Below are 19078 nucleotides of genomic sequence, written 5' to 3' on the forward strand. Positions count from 1 at the left end.
GAATTCACCTGGCTTTCGCCCCATCGCGAAATGCCCTAACCTGATCGCCTTGGAACGAAGCGGGGGACGCCATGCAGTTACGTGTCAGGAAGACCGCCCATCTGTTCGAGCGTTCGGGCCTTGCGCTGGCCGGGGCGGCCTGCGGACTGTTCGTGGGCGCCTATGTCGGCTCGAGCATCAACGCGCTCACCACGCAGGGCTTTCTGCTCGCGATGATGCTGGCCGGCGCCGCCGGTTTCTACCTCGGCATCGACACGCCGCCGCTTCCCTTCTCCGAGGATAGCGCCGATCCCGGCGACACCCGCATCGATGCCGCGGAATTCCTCAGCGCGGTCGGCACCCTCCTGGCAACGCTCACCGCTTTCGTGTCCGTCGGCGTGATCGTGCTGCGCGAGGAGCCGCATATGTTCTGGACCTGGCTCGTCCTGTTCGGCTGGGTCGGCGGCGTCGCCATGCAGATCCTCGCCGGCGCCAAGGCGCGGATGCGCAAGTAGCGGGCTACACCGGCCGCCGTAAGCAGAAATTAGCGATTTGTTGCCCATGTTGAGCGATGCGGCCCGATCGGGCCGGAGCGGGCAGGGCGCATGGAGCTGTTGGCGGCCTATTGGTCGAAGGCGGAGCTGATCACGAACGGCGTGTTGCTGCTGCACCTGATCGGCGCGGCCCTCGTCGGGCTCCTGCTCGGCTATGAGCGCTCCTTTCACGGCCGCGCCGCCGGCATGCGCACCTACGCGCTGGTCTGCGCCGCCTCGACGCTGCTCACCGCCATCAACGGCTTTCCCGCCCACTGGTATGGCGGCATGGCGCCGACGCCCTCGGCCGCGGATCCGACCCGCGTGATCCAGGGCATCATGACCGGCATCGGCTTTCTCGGCGCCGGCGTCATCATCAAGGACGGCTTCGCCATCCGCGGCGTCTCCACCGCGGCCTCGATCTGGATGACGGCGGCGATCGGCGTCATCATCGGCGTCGGCTTCTACGGCGCCGCGATCAGCGCCACTGCGCTCTCGCTCGTCGCCATGACCATTCTCGGCCGCGTCGAGAAGTGGCTGCCGCATCAGACCACGCTGCATCTGTCGCTGGTCTATCCGCGCACCATGGTGCCGACCGCGGAAGAGCTTGCCGAATGCATGAAGGCCTACGGCTTCACCATCCTCGACTGGTCCTACGAATACAGCGAGGCCAGGCGCCAGTTCCATTTCGAACTGGTGCTGCAGGCTAACGGCCATCACGAGACCGCGCTGATGGCGCGCGACCTCTCCAGCGCGCAGGACGTCATCGAGTTTCGCCTGTCGCCCTCGCGCGCGTGAGGCTCCTGCCTCTTACCCGCCCCTGGAGAAGAGGGTGGTCAGCGCTTCGCGCGCCCTAGAACGCGACGCCCATGCGCGGGCCCTTCCGCCACACCACCCGGCAGCGCTTGCGCGTCTTGCCGTGCAGCAGCTCGAAGCGATCGGGGATCGTCACATGGCCACGGAAGTCGATGCAGGCCCCGCCGGGGGAAAAGTCGACCAGCGTGCAGTGGAGCAGGGGCGCCTTCGGGCCGAGGATGATCGAGGCACTGCTGGAGACCAGCCCGTGCGGCCTGACGCGGGCAAAGCGACGAGGATGGTCGACCATGGCCTGTGCTCCAATGGAAATGCGCCGGCCAGAATGTCGGCGGTCCGCTTCCACGCGGCTAATATGAGCCGAAGAATTTTAAGGAATTGTTATGATCCTGCTCTTGGCAACGCTTTGCACGTGCCCTGCCGGCTCTTGAAATTCGATTTTCAAACAACGGAAGGCATGAGGACGCGTTCTCGCGGCACGGATCGCGCCCGAGCTTTGCTGTCTCCATCACCCTCCTTGTGCAAGTCCTTGTGCAAGAGGGCGCAGGGAAGACCGGGTGCCCGCTGCACCCGCGGTCTCGTGTGCGTATTGCGCAAAAGAAGCTGCACACGAGCATACAGGTACAGCCGACGACACCCGGCCTTCCCTGCGCAGTGGCTTTACGGCTTATGCCGTGCTCTCCCCGGCGACGAATTCCTTTTTGTCACCGTCGCTCCGCAGATTGACGACGCCTCACGCCCGGTTGGGCCAAAAACGCCTCTGCGGAACTTGACTGCAGCAACGGTAGCCAGGACCACACGGTTTTGCCGCACGCGATCCGTCTTCGCCTGAAGGCTTCGCCGGACTTGCGTCCGCCACGCCGTCAGGAAAGATGGAGAACAACGTCGTTCGTCCTGCGCGGGGCAAACCACTCACGAAAATCGCCCTGTGGTTCACATCTCGCGCCGACGCTGCCGCGTCCACCGCATCTTCATCCCACGTTCGTGACGATCGCGACCCGCCCCTCTTGCCGGGATGAGACGGCAATGCATATACGCTCCTTTTTGATTCGGAAAAAGCGAAATATTTTTGCGGCGGGGGATTGACGGGTTTCGCAGTGATTTGCCCGCCGGGCGCGGTGAGTCCCCCCTCACCGGCGATGCGAGCCGACCTCTCCCCGCGAGCGGGGCGAGGTGGAGTGGGCGCGCTGCGCACGCATCCCGGGATGACGGGAGGTGTGATTGGCAGCGGCGAGGCACGCTTTCTCTCTCTGGGAGCGAGCGGCAGCAATCCTCGCATTCCGCGCTGCCGGCCGTCAGCTCACCCTGCGCTCGCCCTTGGCGAACGTGCTCAGGCCCAGCCACGCCTGCATGGAACGGGCGATGGCCTTGTCGCCGTCGACCTCGATGTGGCCGGCGTCGAGCTCGCTGTTGAGGTTGGAGATCCCCATCCACACCGCCGTCATGCTGCGCAGCGAACCGCGCACATAGAGATCGACCTCGTAGCCGGGATCGATCAGGCAGAGATCGACCTTCACGCCGTCGACGACGAGCCACCACGACCGCCGGTCGGGCGCCAGCTCCGGATAGATGAACTTGATGGTGCAGCGGCGCGGCGGCAGGGGATTGGGCTTGAGATTGCGCCGCATGTCCCACATCAGCAGCGACGGATCGAGGTTCTTCAGCGACAGCGATGATTCGATCCAGCGTTGTCCCCAGAAGCCCAGGTTCTCGATGACGCCGCGCAGGTCCTCGCCCGCCGGCGTCAGCCTGTACTCCATCACGCCCGCCTGCGCGCTGGGGGTGGCGCTGACGATGCCCGCCTCTTCGAGTTCCTTGAGCCGTTTCGAGAGCAGCGACGGCGACATTCGCGGCACACCGCGGCGCAGGTCGTTGAAGCGCGTCGAACCGCACAGCAATTCCCGCAGCACCAGCGCCGTCCAGCGGTTGCAGACGATCTCCGCCGCGAGCGATACCGGGCAGAACTGTCCGTAGGTTCCAGTTTCGAATTTGTCAGGCACGAGGTTGCTCCTTTCTCGAGGAGGCGTCGCGGCAGTACAGAAAATATACCACCTGCGCATGCCAGTGCCAAATCGTCGCGCCGAAACTTCAGCAATCACGAAGACTTGCGCGGGCCGGCTGCGCAGGTTCCTGCGGCAGTACAGTTTCCGAACTGGAGAGCCGCGACCGCACGGGACTATGCTCTTTCCCATCAACGATGACGAATGAGGAGGAAATGATGAGCATCAACACAGCCTTTTCCATCGATGCAACGACGCCGCCGAGTGCGGTCGACATCGCGCGCGAGCTCGGACCCGTGTTTGCCAAACGCGCCGAACAGACGACCGACGAAGATCGCTTCGTCGCCGAGAACTACGCCGATTTGAAAGCGTCGGGGCTGGTCGAGGCCGGCGTTCCCGTCGAGCTCGGCGGCGGCGGCGCCGATGTCGACGAGCTGGCGGAGATGCTGCGGACCCTCGCCCGGCACTGCTCTTCGACGGCGCTCGCGTTCTCGATGCACACCCACCAGGTCGCGATTCCCGCCTGGCGCTGGCGGCACCAGAAGGCGACCGCCGCCGAACCGCTGCTCAGGCGGATCGCGCAGGAGCGCATTATCCTGCTCTCGAGCGGCGGCTCGGACTGGATCGGCGGCTCCGGCAAGGCCGAGAAGGTCGAGGGCGGCTATCGCATCACCGCGCGCAAGGTCTTTTCGTCGGGCTCGCCGGCGGGCGACCTCATGATGACCGCTGCGGTGCTGGAAGAGGAGGACGAGCCGCCCACCGTGCTGCACTTCGGCGTGCCGATGAAATCGCCGCAGGTGAAGATCCTCGACACCTGGCGCGTGCTCGGCATGCGTTCGACCGGCTCGAACGACGTCATGATCGACGGTCACGTCGTGCCCGAGGGCGCGGTGTCCGCGCGTCGCAAGGCCGGCGAATGGCATCCGCTGTTCCAGATTATCGCGACCATCGCCTTCCCGCTGATCTACTCGGTCTATCTCGGCGTTGCCGAGAGCGCGCGCGACATCGCGCTTGCGACCGCCAGACGCAAGCAGCCGGATCAGCATGCGATCCAGCTTGCCGGACGCATGGACACCGAGCTTGCCGGTGCGCGCCTGGCGCAGGAGTCGATGCTGGCCGTGGTCCGCCGCAACGCGCCGTCGGCGGAAACGGTGAACGAGGTGATGATCGGCCGCAACCTGGTCGCCCGTCATGCCATCGCCGCCGTCGAATTGGCGATGGAGCTTGCCGGCGGCGCCGGCTTCTACCGCGCCACGGGTCTGGAGCGGCGCTTCCGCGACATCCAGGCCGCCCGCTATCATCCGATGCAGTCCGGTCCGCAGGCGCAATACGCCGGCGCGATGGCGTTCGGATTGCCGGTCGACAGGATCTACTGAGGAGAGAATCGCCGACGCCCCGCGACGGCGCAACCGCCACTGTTGATCGTCTTTGCGGGGCGCGGCAAGCGACGAAGCAATCCGGCCCGTGGCCGCGGAAGCATTCCGGATTGCTTCGCTTCTGTTTAGCCCGGGGACATGACTGACGGGTGTTCGGGGACATGGTTGACACATCATCATGGCGCTGCTCGGCAGCTCGAACGACGCGGCCAATCCGTACGGCGTCAGCACCTGTCGCCGCCCGACCTCCTGGGAGCGACCGCGTCCGGGCTTGTGCGCAACCGAAGACAGCGCGAGTGGAACATACAGCCGACTTGTCAGCTTCGGTTCAGCTTCGCTCGCGACAATCCGAATCGAACTTTAGAGGTAACAGCGATTGCTGCGGCGGTGACTCGATCGCCACGTCAAGCACAAAAAATCGGCTTCCGGAGCGGTAAAAACGCGAGTTCCCGGGATGACAAACCGGGCCGAAATAGGCGAAAGTGCGCCAAATCCTTTAGAGACGTGGCTATCGTCAATGTCATCGGTGATTCAATCACGATCCACCGCGCTGTGGCTTGCCGCGGCTGCTGCAGTCTTCCTGCTGCAGCCGTCGTGCGCGCAGGCGCAATGGTGGAAGCGTGCGCCCGCCGATTTCGAGGAATGCGCCGAAGCAGCGGAGAAGGCGGCCAGCAAGCAGGAGAAGACGGCGGCGCTCGCCGAATGCAACGCCAAGTTCGCCGGCCGCCGCAAGCCGGGCGGCGGCTACACCTATTACGACTTCCTGCAGGATCGTACCTTCGATATCGCGGGACCCAATCCGACTCCTGAGGAGCAGAAGAAGATCGACGAGCAATACGCGGTCTATCTTGCCAAGGAGCGCCAGAACAACATCGCGGCCGAGGCCGCTGCAAAGCAGCATCAGGAGCAACTGCACCGGGTTTCGCTGCGAACCGAACCTGAACGCGTGCCGGTGCCGCCGGGGCGGCGGGCCAAGCCGCAGGCGGCTACGCCCCAGACCGCAACCCAGACCACAACGCTCGATACGCGGCCGCGTCCCAAGCCGGGCTGCGCCAAGAATTCATTCTCCTGCAACTGGCCGCGCCTTTCGGAAGGCTTGAACGATCTGAAGAAGCTGTTCAGCTCCTCTTCGAGCAAGGCCAAGAAGGGCTGATCCCCACCGGTGTCATTCCCCGCGAAAGCGGGCAGGAGAGCAAAGACGCGCGAGCGCAGTGCCCACCGCCGCGCCACGAATCGTGTCGACACGTGGGCACGCTTCGCTTTGCCCGATCTGAATGACGGCCGAGTTCAATCCGTGATCACCATTGCCCAGAACATTCGATAGGGCGAGTTCGGGTTCTTCACGGAGGCGACCCCGACGCGACGGGCACCGGCCATCAGCAGGTTCTCGCGGTGACCGCGTGAATCCTGCCACTGCTTGAGCATCTCGGCGAAGGTGAGAAAGCCGGCGCCGATATTCTCGGCCGCACGCGACTTGCGCAAGACAGCAACCCGGCTCGCAAAGCTGCCGGCGACGGTGTGGCTGATGGTGCCGCTCGCCGCCATCCCCTGCGCCTGCTTGAGCGCCACGGCATCGAGCCGCGCGTCCGGCTTGACCACAGATAGTCCGTGCGCACGCCGATACGTGCTGATCGCACCGGCATAATCGGCCGCCGACGCCGTGCCGTCGAAGCCAAGGCTCATCATCAGCACAACGACGGCAGGCAACAGTTTCACAACGCGCATCAATGCCTGCTCTTCCGCTTCGCATGGCGGTGCACGACCGGCGGATTGGCAGGCGTGGCCGGTGTGGTCCTGGCGTGGGAAGCCGCCCTTTGCTCCTGCAGCCGCGCATCATAGCCCGGCGACGGGACGACGGTAGGCGGTGCGGCATGTGCCGCCGCAGCGCAGCCGGCGAACACGGCAAGGGCGACCAGCGTGGTGCGACCAAGTCTCATCATTCTGCTCCTCGTCCCGGCGGCAATCGACGCGCAAGCGGCGGGACCGTGCGTCGGAGTGCCCGCAGCTTCCTGTCTGATCAGCGCAACAATGCGGCGCGACGGCGGCACGTCAAGCCATCAAGGTCGACGAGGGTCGGCGCCTTGTAACCGTCATGGCCGACCAATATGTTCCGGAACCGGGGCACACCAGCGCAGGAGAGCAGCATGGGCTTACTCGACGTCCTCAACGGCATGCAGCACGGCCCACGCGGCCCATCTACGCCGAGCTCACAATCCTCATCCTCCGGCGGCATGTCGCCGCTCACCATGGCCATCCTCGGCCTGTTGGCCTGGAAGGCCTTCAAGCACTTCACCGCCAACCAGTCCGGCACGGCGCCACAACCTGCACCGGCGCCCGCACCTTCGCCTTCGACGGGGAGCGGCGGTGGACTTGGCGATATTCTCAAGGGCGGACTCGGCGGACTGCTGGCCGGCGGTGCCGCCGGGAGCGTCATCAGCGGAGGACTTGGCGACCTGCTTCGCCAGTTGGAGCAAAGCGGACAGGGCGACACCGCGAATTCCTGGGTCGGCAAGGGTCCGAACAAGCCGATCTCACCTGGCGACCTCGCCAACGCCCTCGGTGCCGATCAACTCGACCAGCTCTCGAGGCAAAGCGGCCTGTCGCGCGACGAAATGCTGAACGGTCTCAGCCAGTCTCTGCCGCAAGTGGTCGATCACCTGACACCCGAGGGACGGCTGCCCACTGAAGCGGAGCTATCGGATCGGATCTGATTTCGCCTCAAGCCTTGATTCTTGCGGAAGGGGACCACGGCCATGAGCGGTATCTTGTACATCATCGTGGTCGGCTTCATCGCCGGCATCATCGCACGGCTGCTGGCGCCGGGGCCGAACAATCCTAACGGCTTCATCCTGACCACGGTGCTCGGCATCGCCGGCGCGTTTGTCGCGACCTGGATCGGCCAGGCCATCGGCCATTATGGCCCCGACCAGGGCGCGGGCTTCATCGCCGCCACCATCGGCGCCGTGGTGGTGCTGTTCGTCTGGCACCGCTCGGTGTCGAGCGGGTACCTCAGGAGCTGACGGCGCCAGCGCGTGTACTCACAAATCGTCACGTCCGCTTTGCTCTCGGAAGGCGACGTTGAAGCCGACATGGCGCATGTCGGCCTTGGCCACAAGCGGACCTACTGGAGCGTAGAAAACAGACTTTGGCAGCAGCGCAGCCGGACGTAGACGATCTTGGTCGGTCATCTATATTGGTTTGGCACCCGACCCAATTATGAACTTGAAGCTCGTTGTGAAGCCATCGCCGGCTTCAAACTGCTTCAGACATTCATGAACGTCGCCCAAGCTCCGTTTGCGAGCTTGAGCGGGGATGGTTCCTGTTCCTCTAGGGATTGTCTCGCGATCTCGGTCACGCTGAAGCTGATTCCGCCGTCACCACGATAATGGCCGCGCATAGCAACGCCCCTTTACGGCGGTAACTGTGCGGATGAGCGCAATCGAAATACATCGAGTCGCCCTGGCCGAGCGTGAAGTCCTCTCCCTCCAGGTTCACGACGAGCTCGCCATCCAAAACGTAGATGATCTCCGCGCCGGGATGCTCGTGCGGCTCCGACTGCTCGTCTTCCTCCCCAAACTCAACGTAATAGCCGTTGAGCTTGCGGTCGCTGACCGGATAGTCGAGCGACTCGAAGCGGTAGGCGGGCGAAGTCCGTCCCGCCTTCTCCGGAAGACGAATGCGGTCCGCCTTGCGCACCACGGCGTGAACCGGCCGGTCGCTGTCCTCTCTGAAAAAGTGATCGAGCCCGACGCCGAACACCAAAGCGATCCGCAACAAGGTCGGTAGCGTCGGAAACAGATGCCCGCGTTCAATTTTCGACAGCATCGCCGGTGAGAGACCGGTGTGCTCGCTTAGCTGGACCAGCCCCAGCTTTTTGCGCAGCCGCAGCCGGCGGATCTTCGGGCCGATGGCATAGCCCTCAAGGGCCGTAATCAACGTCTCCGACAGCATGGTTCCGGTCTCATTTTCATCCCAGTTCAAAGACGGGGAGTGTTTTTCTCTCTACGAAAACGACTTTTCATATCACGTCAACGTGCTCTTGAAGAAAATCAGTTTTAGTACCATTCAAAAAGGCGCGAGGCAAAACACGTTCTCCCCTTCCTCGAAGCCGGAACGCGGGCCAAGCCGGCCCCATCAAGTCACAGGAGCTAAAGATGAGCAGAGTAGGTATTGCGTCGAAGACCGCGGTCGTTCTGGCCGTGGTAGGTTTGGCGATCAGCGGCACTTTCGCGCGCGCCAGCAATCAGGACATTGTCGACACGGCGGTCGGTGCCGGCCAGTTCAAGACGCTGGCGGCGGCGCTCAAGGCGGCGGATCTGGTTGCTACCCTGAAAGGTCCCGGACCGTTCACGGTGTTCGCACCGACAGACGAGGCATTTGCCAAGTTGCCGGCCGGCACGGTGGAGAGCCTGCTGAAGCCCGAGAACAAAGCGAAGCTGACGGCCATCCTCACCTACCACGTGGTGCCGGGCGCGGTGAAAGCTGAGCAGGTAACTAAGCTGGACCAGGCCAAGACCGTCAACGGCGCAATGGTGAAGGTCACGACCAAAGGAGGCAAGGTGACGATCAACGACGCCACCGTCGTAAAAGCTGATACCACGGCCTCGAACGGAATCATTCACGTCATCGACAAGGTCATCCTGCCGCCCCAGAGCTGATCGGCCATATATCCCCACAAGCGATCGACCGCCGGTCCGCTTTGCTCCAAAGCGGACCGGCACCTTCTCGACAAGGCACCCCCACAGGAGATGCGATCGCTGCTGCTCATCCGAGACAAGAGAACCACTGACATTCTTTTGCCGAACAACAGCGACGAAGACCCATTCGAATGAAAATGCGCGCGGCCGAACTCGGCAGTTTAGTCTTGTTTGTTGCGCTCGTTCTGGGTGGCGGCCTTATCATCGGTTTCGCTACCGCCCCCGGTGCATGGTATGCGGCGCTAAGCAAGCCGCCTTTCAGTCCGCCGAACTGGATCTTTGCCCCGGTTTGGAGCACGCTTTATATCATCATCGCGATCGCTGGGTGGCGTGTTTGGAGAGAGGGCCGCAACAACCCACCAATGAAGCTATGGTGGGGACAGCTCGCTCTGAATTTCGTTTGGTCGCCCATCTTCTTCTCAGGCCATCGCATCAATATCGCCCTTGGCGTAATCGTGCTGCTCCTGATCACGATCATTGGCTTCATCATGAGATCCTGGCGACAGGATAAGCTTGCATCTCTCCTGTTCGCGCCCTACGCCGCGTGGGTGGCGTTCGCTTCGGTTCTGAACGGCGCAATCTGGCTGTTGAACTGACTGGAGGCCGGATGCGCCGCCGCATCGTGATGGTCAGCGATAAAATGCAGAGAGGCTATCGCTATGTATTGTCTGCGCCGGCCGGGCGCGATTTCGACCCGCAATTCCGGCCCGATTTGACGCCCAAGCAGATGCTCGAACTCGGCGTGTTCTGCGGCAAATACCTCACCGATTGTCGTGACGAGTTTCCCGCGAGTTGGTTCGCGCGGGCGAAGCTCTCGCCTTCTGGCCGCGACTGCCTCTGCAACTATTTCGGCGTGGACGCGAGCCAACGCTTGTCGGAATGGCGAAGAAAGGGCTGGATACATCCGAATGATCCGCGCGGCTGGTTCCAGTGGTATTGTCGGTACTACCTAGGCCGGCGCTTGCCTGAGGAGGACGCGCGACAGATCGGGCGCTGGAAGGCCATGAGGCGACACGTCTCACAAATCAGGAAGCATTGCGAACCGGGCGACCCGACTTGCCGGCCGCGGCAGCGCCAGGCGTTGTTACATTGGGCCTACGACAGCCGTAGAATTTAGACGTCACGTCGTCACTGCCGCCCCGCACAGGGCGGCACCTCAACCTATGCGCGGTAATTGTCGGGAGTTGTTGCTCGACTTCCGTTTTGGGTCATAAGCGTCGATGACGACCAAGCGGGGCGACTGCCGCTTTACATCGGAAGCCGACGTTTATGGATACACGCCCTGCTCATGATCGAGAAAGAGGTAGCGCGCTCCGTTATGTCCGGGCTTGTCCCCGGGCATCCACGTCCTTCTCCGCAAGCGGGAAGCCGTGGATGGCCCGGACAAGGCCCGGCCATGACGCTGAGACAGAGGGAGCGACTTCGTCTTGTCACCCCAGATGCATTCCGGCATCCATGCGCACGAGCTCGCCGGTCATGTTGCTCGAGGCCGGCGTCGCCAGGAAACACACCAGCTGCGCGATGTCGTCGGCTGAGGAAGCGAGCTTCAGCGGCACCTTGGCGATGACCATATCGCGGACCTGTTTCGCGCCTTCCTCACCGCGGCCCTTGGTGAACCAGGGTGTATCGATATAGCCGGGACATACCGCATTGACGCGGATCAGCGGCGCGAGCGCCCGCGCCAGCGCCAGCGTCATGGTATTGAGCCCGCCCTTGCTCGCCGCGTAGGCCACCGAGGAGCCGACGCCGCTGATGCCGGCCACGGAAGACACGTTTACCACCGCCGACGCCCGCCCGGACGCCTTGGCTGCCGCCTCCAGGAGGCTGCGGGCCGCGCGGATCATCTGGAACGGACCGATGGTGTTGACGCCATACAGGCGCTGAAAATCCTCCGCCGACAGGCCGTCGAGATTGCCATGCGCGACGTGCTTGGTGGTGCCGGCATTGTTGATCAGCGCGTCCAGCCGCCCCCAGGGAGCCGCGGCCGCAACGATCTTCCGGCAATCCTCGTCGCGCGAGACGTCACCCTGCACGACCGCGACCTCGGCGGCGCCGGCGTTGCGGCAAGCTTCCGCGGTCTGTTCGGCTTCTTTCTGGCTGGACGAATAGTTGATCACGAGCCTCGCGCCGCCCTTCGCCAGGATGGCCGCGGTAGCGGCTCCGAGACCCGAAGCAGACCCTGTCACGATTGCGCACAAGCCGTCCTTCGCCATCCGCGTTTCCTCTCTTTTATGGCATGCTACCTCCTGTTTAGCGGAGTTCGCCACGGCTGCAAATCGGCCAAACTCCGTTGCGTGGAATTAAAGTACCGCGCGACGGCCACGGACGAGTTTCGAAGAGTCTGGGCCGCGCCTTGTGCAAGCGGCCCTGCGACCAGCGCTTGTCAGAGCCATGGCTTTTCCTGATCATCCGGTGCAAGACAACAGGCGCACTCCGCCCCGTTCTTTGCCGCGCGGAAGGTGCCAATTCGAAGACGAGGAACGCCGTGCCGGAGAGTGACAATATCGTCGTCGAGACTGCGGAAAGGATTTTCGCCGATCTCGCCGACCCGCAGGAAGTCAACCGCGACAACAAGGGCGACTGGAAAGCGCCGCTGTGGAAGGCGCTGAGCGAAGCCGGCCTGCCGCTGGCCTGGGTCGGGGAGGATTGCGGCGGATCGGGCGCGAGCCTCGCGGACGGATTTGGCGTCCTGGCCGCCGCCGGCCGCTTTGCCGTCGCGGTGCCGCTGGCCGAGACCATGCTCGCCGGATGGCTCTTGTCGCAGGCGAAGATCCCCTCTCCTGACGGCGAGATGACGGTGGCGCCGGCCAGCCCCAAGGACCGCATCACCCAGAATGCCGACGGCACCCTGTCGGGCCGGGCGCGCGCCGTGCCCTTTGCCAAATCGGCGAGGCACATCGCGGTGCTCGCCACGGGAACGAACGGCTGCTCCATTGCGCTGGTCGAGGCAGTCGCCTGCCGGATCGAGGCCGGCCTCAACCTCGGGGGCGACCACAGCGATGCCGTAACCTTCGATCGCGTGCAGCCGCTTGTCATCAAGTCGGCGCCAAAGGGCTTCGACCAGACCAGCCTGATGCTGATGGGTGGCGTCACCCGCAGCCTGCAGATCGCCGGAGCGCTGGAATCGCTGCTCGACATCAGCGTGAAGTATTCCAACGAGCGCGTCGCGTTCGAGAAGAAGATTTCGAAGTTCCAGGCCGTGCAGCACAACCTGGCAAGGCTCGCCGGCGAGTCGGCGGCGGCACAGGCCGCGGCGACGTCGGCTGCCGACACGCTGGCGAACGCCAAAGCGTGGGACGATGCCATGTTCCTCGAAGCGGTGTCGGCGAAGATCCGCTGCTCGGAAGCCGCCGAGAAGGGCGGCGCGATCGCCCACCAGGTGCATGGCGCGATCGGCTTCACGATCGAGCACATCCTGCATCGCTATTCGCTGCGGGCGCTGTCATGGCGCGACGACTTCGGCTCCGAGAGCTACTGGGCCGTCGAGCTCGGCAAACGCATCGCCGCGCGCGGCGCCGACGAGCTGTGGCCGCTGGTCGCCTCGCGCTGAACGTCAACCAAGATCGCCTGCCTCAATCGAGACCTGACATGACCGCAGCACTCCGTTTCGATCCGATCCGCCTGCCGCCCAAATGCGAAGAGCTGCGCCGCGAAGTGCGCGCCTTCCTGGCCGAGGAAATCGCCCGCGGCACCTTCGACCCGTACCAGCCCAACCGCGAGGACACCGACGCGCCGGAATTCTCCCGCCGCGTCGGCGAGCGCGGCTGGATCGGCATGACCTGGCCGAAGAAATATGGCGGCCACGAGCGCACCTTCCTCGAGCGTTACGTGGTCACCGAGGAGATGCGCGTCGCCAACGCGCCGACGCGGCGTTTCTTCGTCGCCGACCGGCAGAGCGGCCCGGTCCTGCTCAAATACGCGCCGGAGCACGTCAAGATGGACATCCTGCCGCGCATCTGCCGCGGCGAGGTGTGCTTTGCCATCGGCATGAGCGAGCCGAACTCCGGTTCCGACCTGTTCGCGGCAAAGACGCGGGCGACCAAGACCGACGGCGGCTACCTGATCAACGGCACCAAGATCTGGACCTCCTCGGCCCACATCGCCGACTACATGATCGCGATCTTCCGCACCTCGCCGCCGACCAAGGAGAACCGCCGCCACGGCCTGACCCAGTTCCTGGTCAAGATGAAGCAGCCCGGCATCCAGGTGAATCCGATCGGCCAGATCACCGGCCAGTTCGAATTCAACGAGGTGGTGTTCACCGACTATTTCGTCCCCGACGACCATGTGCTCGGCGAGATCGACGGCGCCTGGAAGCAGGCGACCAGCGAACTCGCCTTTGAACGCTCTGGCCCGGAACGGTTCCTCGAGACCTATTACGTGCTCACCGAACTCGTCCGCGCCGTTGGCCCGACCCCCGATACGCGCAGCGCCGAGGGCATCGGACGGCTGGTGGCGCAGCTTCACACCATGCGGCGCATGTCGGTCTCGGTCGCCGGCATGCTCCAGGCCGGCAAGGAGCCGGTGGTGGAGGCCTCGATCGTCAAGGACATGGGCACGGTGTGGGAGCAGCAGCTGCCGCACCGGGTCCGCGACCTTGCCGCCTTTGTCGAAGAGAATGCCTCCAACCGCGAGACGCTGGAAAACCAGCTCTCGTTCGCGATCAAGACCGCACCCAAGCTCACCATCCAGGGCGGCACCACCGAAGTGCTGCGCGGCATCATCGCCCGCGGGCTCGGCTTGCGCTAACCCATTCACTCGAGGATCACCATGGGAACCTACAAGGACATCGCCATCGAGAAGGTCGGACACGTCGGCACGATCGAGATTCGCCGGCCGCCGCTGAACTTCTTCGACATTTCACTGATCAACCAGATCGCGGACGCGCTGGAAGAATTCGACCGCGACATCGAGATCCGCAGCTCGGTGCTGTGCGCACAGGGCAAGGCGTTCTGCGCCGGCGCCAATTTCAGCGATCCGGCGCGACAGGCGCAGGAAGCGCAGGAGGCCAAAGGTGATCCCGCCGACAGTCTCGGCTCGATCAATCATCTCTATATCCAGGCGGTGCGGATCTTCCGCGCCAAGAAGCCGATCGTCGCTGCGGTGCATGGCGCCGCGATCGGCGGCGGGCTGGGCCTTGCGGTGTCGGCCGATTTCCGCGTCACCTGCCCCGAGGCGCGCTTCTCCGCCAACTTCACCCGGCTCGGCTTCCATCCCGGCTTCGGCCTGACGCTCACGCTGCCCGAGCTGATCGGCAGGAACAACGCCGAGTTGATGTTCTATACCAGCCGCCGTGTCACCGGCGAGGAAGCCTATCGCTGGGGTCTCGCCAACGAACTGGTGCCGCAGGACGAGGTCCGCTCCGCCGCCATGAAGCTCGCCGGCGAGATCGCCGAATGCTCGCCGCTCGGTCTGGTCTCGACCCGCGCCACCATGCGCGCCGGCCTTGCCGACCGCGTGCTCGCCGCAACCAACCATGAGCTCGGCGAACAGAACCGGCTTCGCAAGACCGAAGACTTCAAGGAAGGCGTCAAGGCCACCGAGGAGCGCCGCGTGCCGAACTTCAAGGGGCGGTAACCGTCATTCCGGGGCGCGCGCCAGCGCGAGCCCGGAATCCATAACCACAGGCGTTGGTTGCGAGCTGGATCTCGGCCCGCATTGTCGCAAAAGAACTGCATCCTGTGGTTATGGGTCCCCGCCTGCGCGGGGACGACAGCTGCAGTTACGGCGGCGCCGGAAAGCAATGACGCAAAGAGAAGCTCGCGGCGCTACTTCCTCTTCACGACCAACGCATCCACGATGGTGACGCCCTGTCCTTGCGCGTGCACCAGCGCCGGATTGAGCTCGATCTCGGCGATCTCGTTGGCGTGCCGCGCGGCGAGCACCGAGACGTCCGCAATCAGGTTTGAAAGCGCGGCAACGTCCGCTTTCGGCGCCCCGCGAAAACCGTCCAGCAATGGCGCGGCCTTCAGCCTGCGCAGCATCCGTTCCGCCTCCTCGGCGCTGACCGGCGCGGGCCGATAAACGACGTCGCGGAACAGTTCGGTGGTGATGCCGCCGAAGCCGGCCATGACCATCGGTCCGAAGGTCTTGTCCTGCAGGGTGCCGATGATGATCTCGACGCCCTTCTTCGCCATCGGCGCCAGCAGCACGCCCTGGATCGCCGCCGCGGGACGGTGCCGGCGCACGCCCGCGAGCAGCGCGGCGAAGGCAGCGGATGCTTCGCCCTTACTCGCGATGTCGAGCCGCACGCCGCTGACCTCGCTCTTGTGCGGGATGTCGGGCGACTGGATTTTCATCACGAGCGGAAATCCGACCCGGGCGACCGCGGCGTCGAGCCCCCCTTCGTCCGTCACCAGCACTTCGTCAGGGGCCGCGATGCCGGCCGCGCGCAACAGCGCCTTGCTGTCGGCTTCCGACAGGACGGGCGAAGTGAGAAACGCGGAGAGATCGAGCGCTGGCGGGCGCGTCCCCTCGGCCGGCGGGGCAAGCGCAAAGTTCGCGTAATCGACGAGCTGGCGCATCGCAACGCCGACATGCCCAAGGCCCGCCAGCACCACCGCGCCGGACGCGGCAAGCTCTTTTCGCGCGAAATCGGACGGCAGCGTGTAGCTGTAGAAGACGACCGGCTTGTGCCGGGCCCCGAGCACCCGCTTGAGCTCGGCCTGTTTGAACGGCATCCGCACATCGCTTGACAGCGACAGCACCACCAGGATCGCGTCCACTTCGTCGGAAGCAGAGAGCAGGTCGATGCTCCGCTGCAGCCCACCCGAGTTGACGCCTTGCGCGGTGACGTCGATCGGGTTGCGCGCAGTCCCGTAGGAGGGAATCAGCTCCTTGATCCCGCCCTGGATCGTTTCCGACAGCTCGGGCACCTGCAATCCCCCGAGCGCGACCGCATCGGCGCCCCAGATGCCGGCGCCGCCCGAGACCGTGAGGATGGCGACCCGGTCGCCCCTGGGCAGCGGATTGGTGGTCAACACCGCGGCGATGGTCATCGCCTCGTCGAGATCGTTCGATACGATGAAGCCGTATCTGGCGAACACGGCATCATAGGCCGCCGACCAGCCCGCCATGCTGGCGGTGTGCGAGGCGGCGGCGCGCCCGCCGGCGCCGGAGCGGCCGACCTTGGTGACGATGACGGGCTTCCTGCGCTCGGCCGCGCGGCGCGCCGCGGCGAGGAACTTGTCGACGTCCCTGATGCCTTCGATGAACAGGAGGATCACGTCGGTGGCGGGGTCCTGCACCATGTAGTCGAGAAATTCGCCGGCGCCGAGGTCGGCCTCGTTGCCGGTGCTGACCACGTAGCTCACCGCGAGCCCGAGGGCCTTGGCACGGTTGTAATAGGCAAAGCCGATGCCGCCGCTCTGCGCGACGATGCCGATGCGCCGCTCGCTGGCAACCAGCGGCACCACGCCGGGCTTGACGTCGACCGCGGGGCTGAAGGTCGCCGCCACGCGCTGAATCTGGCTCAGGAAGCCTTCGGCGTTCGGACCGGAAATCCGCAGGCCGGTGCGTTTGGCCAGCGCGGCGATCGCGTCCTGCATCGCCGCGCTGTCCCCGCCCTCCTCGGCAAAGCCCGACGAAATGATCACCGCGTTCTTCACCCTGCACGCGGCGCACTGTTCGAGCGCATCCAGCACCGCACGCGCCGGGATGACGATGACCGCGAGATCGACCGGCGCGCCGATGTCGGCGATCCGCTTGTAGCATTGGATGCCGTCGATCTCGGCGTAGTTCGGATTGACGGGATAGATCTTGCCCGGATACTCGTTCTTGCGCAGCATGGAGAGCAGCCGACCCGGGATCTTCTCGTGATCGCGCGAGGCGCCGATCAGCGCGATGCTGTTCGGCGCGAAGAAACTGTCGAGCGGGTGCGGCATTCACGTTTCCTTTTCTTGTGGTTGGCGATCCGTCATCCTGAGGAGGCCGCAACGCGGCCGTCTCGAAGGATGAACGGCCACCAGCCCCGGCCGCTCATCCTTCGAGGCTCGCTCCGCGAGCACCTCACGATGACGGTTCATGCAGCAACGCGGAACGTCACCCCGCCGAGCGGAAACGCATTGCCGGACATGGCACAGCCCCGCTTCTTCGCGGCCTCGCAGACGGCGGCTACGTCGGCGACCTTGAACTCGAGCCCGCTCATGATCTCGGCCGCGCCCTTGGTGAAGCGGAAGCGGCAGTTCGGCAGCTTCAGCTCGGCGCCCTCGCCGGTCGCGATCGCGCCGATACCGATGATCCTGCCCCAGTGCTCGGCCAGTCCAAAAGGATCCGGGCTCTGCATCTCCACGCCCGTCAACGCCTGCGTCACATCTCTGCGGATGAATTTCTGCCAGTCGGGACCGGCGGGCGGATAGGCGCCGAGGATGTCGTCGCTGCCCGCGCTATGGTTGAATTCGATGAAGGCCGCACGGCAATCGCGCGGATGCAGCTGCACGCCGTGATAGGGTGCATGGTCGATCACATTGGCGGTACGCACGCCGATCGCGTTGGCTTGCCTGCCACGCTCATCCGGATCGTCGCAGCAGAAGATCGCCATATAGCCGCCGCGACCGCCCGTCTTGTCGAGGAAGCGTCCCGCCGCGGTACCGGCCGCGATCGGAGCGACGACCTCAAGGAGAATGGTGCCGACGGGCAGAAGCGCGTTCTCCAGGCCGTATTTCGCGACGTTGCCGTCACGATAGCAGACGGCGACCCCCATGATTTCGGCGATGTCGGAAATCACGGGCTCGAGATGCGGCGCGACCAGGCAGATCTGCCGCAGCCTGATGTAGCTCCCCATGTCTAGTGCCCCTTGAATTCGGCCTTGCGTTTCTCGACGAAGGCCTTGGAGGCCTCCTTGTGGTCGTCGGTGTCGCCGCAGCGGGTGTGATGGATCGCCTCGGCGTCGAAACAGGCCTCCAGCGACATGGTCTCGGCGTTATTGATGTTGCGTTTGATGTAGCCGAGCGTCACCGTTGGACCCTGCGCCAGCGATAGCGCGAATTCTCGCGCGGCCGCGTCGACTTCCGCATCGGGCACGACCTTGGTCACCATGCCGAGGTCGCAGGCCTCCTTCGCCGTCAGCACCGGCGAGGTCAAATAGAGCTCGCGCGCCTTGGCGCTGCCGAGCAGCTGGGTGAGAAAGAAGGTGCCGCCGTAATCGCCGGAGTAGCCGACCTTGGCGAACGCGGTGGTGATCTTGCACGATTCAGAGGCGACGCGCAGATCGCAGGCCAGCGCCATCGACAGGCCGGCGCCGGCCGCTGCGCCGTCGAGCTGCGCCACTACGGGCTTGGGCATCTGGTGGAGAATGCGCGAGACCTCCATGCCGCGGCGCAAGGCCTGTACCTTGGCCTCGAACGGCAGTGCGGTGCGCCCTTCGGCCATCGACTTGACGTCGCCGCCGACGCAGAACGTGCCCCCCGCGCCCTTCAAGAGCACGGCGCGCACCTCATAGTCCTCCGCCGCGCGGCGCGCCGCTTCGACGAGGCCGCGCACCATGTCCGGGTTCAGCGCGTTGCGGCGATCGGGGCGGTTCATGGTGATGGTGAGCAGCCCGCTTTCGAGTTGTTGCAGGACCATGTCGTTTGCGCTCATGGGATCTTGCTTTCGTTGTTGTTGGTTGGGTTCGTCATTGCGAGCGAAGCGAAGCAATCCAGACTTTTGCCGTGGAGACGATCTGGATTGCTTCGTCGATC

Annotated in this window: 21 protein-coding genes; 12 read left to right on the plus strand and 9 right to left on the minus strand. The window is 64.6% G+C overall.

Annotation, left to right across the window (positions count from 1 at the left end):
• Nucleotides 1–71 precede the first annotated feature (71 nt).
• Together HY852_RS04490 and HY852_RS04495 are read left to right on the plus strand one after the other, a co-directional pair.
• On the plus strand, nt 72–494 hold the full coding sequence (locus HY852_RS04490; RefSeq protein WP_291602948.1) for a hypothetical protein: 423 nt from the start codon (nt 72–74) through the stop codon (nt 492–494).
• Between the two features lie 90 nt (nt 495–584).
• On the plus strand, nt 585–1310 hold the full coding sequence (locus HY852_RS04495; protein ID WP_291602949.1) for an MgtC/SapB family protein: 726 nt from the start codon (nt 585–587) through the stop codon (nt 1308–1310).
• Between the two features lie 55 nt (nt 1311–1365).
• Here HY852_RS04495 and HY852_RS04500 read toward each other — a convergent pair whose 3' ends face one another.
• Both HY852_RS04500 and HY852_RS04505 read right to left on the minus strand, forming a co-directional pair.
• Entirely contained in the window at nt 1366–1617 is a 252-nt protein-coding gene (locus HY852_RS04500) for a PilZ domain-containing protein (RefSeq protein ID WP_291602950.1), read from the minus strand.
• A 1003-nt stretch (nt 1618–2620) separates the two neighbouring features.
• Entirely contained in the window at nt 2621–3325 is a 705-nt protein-coding gene (locus tag HY852_RS04505; protein WP_291602951.1) for a helix-turn-helix domain-containing protein, read from the minus strand.
• Nucleotides 3326–3543: 218 nt separating this feature from the next.
• On the opposite strand from HY852_RS04505, the gene HY852_RS04510 reads away from it, so the two are divergent.
• Nucleotides 3544–4701 (plus strand): acyl-CoA dehydrogenase family protein, encoded by a 1158-nt coding sequence (locus HY852_RS04510; RefSeq protein ID WP_291602952.1) that lies wholly within the window; start codon nt 3544–3546, stop codon nt 4699–4701.
• Between the two features lie 517 nt (nt 4702–5218).
• A complete protein-coding gene (locus tag HY852_RS04515) occupies nt 5219–5854 on the plus strand; it encodes a hypothetical protein (RefSeq protein WP_291602954.1) in 636 nt (211 codons plus the stop codon).
• 134 nt (nt 5855–5988) lie between these two features.
• Here the strand turns inward: HY852_RS04515 and HY852_RS04520 are convergent, their stop codons facing one another.
• Together HY852_RS04520 and HY852_RS04525 are read right to left on the minus strand one after the other, a co-directional pair.
• Nucleotides 5989–6426 carry a CAP domain-containing protein gene (locus HY852_RS04520; RefSeq protein WP_291602955.1) on the minus strand — a complete coding sequence of 146 codons (438 nt, stop codon included), beginning with the start codon at nt 6424–6426 and terminating at the stop codon, nt 5989–5991.
• The gene (locus HY852_RS04525) at nt 6426–6641 is read right to left on the minus strand and encodes a hypothetical protein (RefSeq protein ID WP_291602957.1); all 216 of its coding nucleotides are present in this window, start codon (nt 6639–6641) and stop codon (nt 6426–6428) included. The genes HY852_RS04520 and HY852_RS04525 overlap by 1 nt, the downstream gene beginning before the upstream one ends.
• A 204-nt stretch (nt 6642–6845) precedes the next feature.
• On the opposite strand from HY852_RS04525, the gene HY852_RS04530 reads away from it, so the two are divergent.
• Both HY852_RS04530 and HY852_RS04535 read left to right on the plus strand, forming a co-directional pair.
• Nucleotides 6846–7412: a YidB family protein gene (locus HY852_RS04530; RefSeq protein ID WP_291602958.1), complete on the plus strand. Its 567-nt coding sequence runs from the start codon at nt 6846–6848 to the stop codon at nt 7410–7412.
• Nucleotides 7413–7454: 42 nt separating this feature from the next.
• Nucleotides 7455–7721, plus strand: a complete 267-nt coding sequence (locus HY852_RS04535) for a GlsB/YeaQ/YmgE family stress response membrane protein (protein ID WP_291602959.1) — start codon at nt 7455–7457, stop codon at nt 7719–7721.
• Between the two features lie 331 nt (nt 7722–8052).
• On the opposite strand, the gene HY852_RS04540 is transcribed toward HY852_RS04535, so the two are convergent.
• A complete protein-coding gene (locus HY852_RS04540) occupies nt 8053–8652 on the minus strand; it encodes a cupin domain-containing protein (protein ID WP_291602960.1) in 600 nt (199 codons plus the stop codon).
• Between the two features lie 203 nt (nt 8653–8855).
• Here HY852_RS04540 and HY852_RS04545 point away from each other — a divergent pair, with 203 nt between their 5' ends.
• From HY852_RS04545 to HY852_RS04555, 3 genes are all read left to right on the plus strand, one after another.
• Nucleotides 8856–9359, plus strand: a complete 504-nt coding sequence (locus tag HY852_RS04545) for a fasciclin domain-containing protein (protein ID WP_291602961.1) — start codon at nt 8856–8858, stop codon at nt 9357–9359.
• 170 nt (nt 9360–9529) lie between these two features.
• Nucleotides 9530–9994 carry a TspO/MBR family protein gene (locus tag HY852_RS04550; protein ID WP_291602962.1) on the plus strand — a complete coding sequence of 155 codons (465 nt, stop codon included), beginning with the start codon at nt 9530–9532 and terminating at the stop codon, nt 9992–9994.
• Nucleotides 9995–10005: 11 nt separating this feature from the next.
• Nucleotides 10006–10515: a hypothetical protein gene (locus HY852_RS04555; protein ID WP_291602963.1), complete on the plus strand. Its 510-nt coding sequence runs from the start codon at nt 10006–10008 to the stop codon at nt 10513–10515.
• Between the two features lie 313 nt (nt 10516–10828).
• On the opposite strand, the gene HY852_RS04560 is transcribed toward HY852_RS04555, so the two are convergent.
• Entirely contained in the window at nt 10829–11611 is a 783-nt protein-coding gene (locus HY852_RS04560; RefSeq protein WP_291602964.1) for an SDR family oxidoreductase, read from the minus strand.
• 272 nt (nt 11612–11883) lie between these two features.
• Between HY852_RS04560 and HY852_RS04565 the strand changes: the two genes are divergently transcribed.
• From HY852_RS04565 to HY852_RS04575, 3 genes are read left to right on the plus strand one after another with little or no spacing between them, the layout of a single operon-like run.
• Nucleotides 11884–12948 (plus strand): acyl-CoA dehydrogenase family protein, encoded by a 1065-nt coding sequence (locus tag HY852_RS04565; RefSeq protein WP_291602965.1) that lies wholly within the window; start codon nt 11884–11886, stop codon nt 12946–12948.
• Nucleotides 12949–12986: 38 nt separating this feature from the next.
• A complete protein-coding gene (locus tag HY852_RS04570; RefSeq protein WP_291602966.1) occupies nt 12987–14147 on the plus strand; it encodes an acyl-CoA dehydrogenase family protein in 1161 nt (386 codons plus the stop codon).
• Nucleotides 14148–14168: 21 nt separating this feature from the next.
• Nucleotides 14169–14975, plus strand: a complete 807-nt coding sequence (locus HY852_RS04575; protein ID WP_291602967.1) for an enoyl-CoA hydratase/isomerase family protein — start codon at nt 14169–14171, stop codon at nt 14973–14975.
• A gap of 191 nt (nt 14976–15166) precedes the next feature.
• On the opposite strand, the gene HY852_RS04580 is transcribed toward HY852_RS04575, so the two are convergent.
• From HY852_RS04580 to HY852_RS04590, 3 genes are all read right to left on the minus strand, one after another.
• Nucleotides 15167–17281, minus strand: a complete 2115-nt coding sequence (locus HY852_RS04580) for an acetate--CoA ligase family protein (RefSeq protein WP_291602968.1) — start codon at nt 17279–17281, stop codon at nt 15167–15169.
• A 137-nt stretch (nt 17282–17418) separates the two neighbouring features.
• Nucleotides 17419–18180 carry a hypothetical protein gene (locus HY852_RS04585; RefSeq protein ID WP_291602969.1) on the minus strand — a complete coding sequence of 254 codons (762 nt, stop codon included), beginning with the start codon at nt 18178–18180 and terminating at the stop codon, nt 17419–17421.
• 2 nt (nt 18181–18182) lie between these two features.
• The gene (locus tag HY852_RS04590; RefSeq protein ID WP_291602970.1) at nt 18183–18977 is read right to left on the minus strand and encodes an enoyl-CoA hydratase; all 795 of its coding nucleotides are present in this window, start codon (nt 18975–18977) and stop codon (nt 18183–18185) included.
• Between the last annotated feature and the right edge of the window lie 101 nt (nt 18978–19078).

Origin of the sequence: Bradyrhizobium sp. (genome assembly GCF_016213215.1) — a bacterium.
Lineage (GTDB): Bacteria > Pseudomonadota > Alphaproteobacteria > Rhizobiales > Xanthobacteraceae > Bradyrhizobium.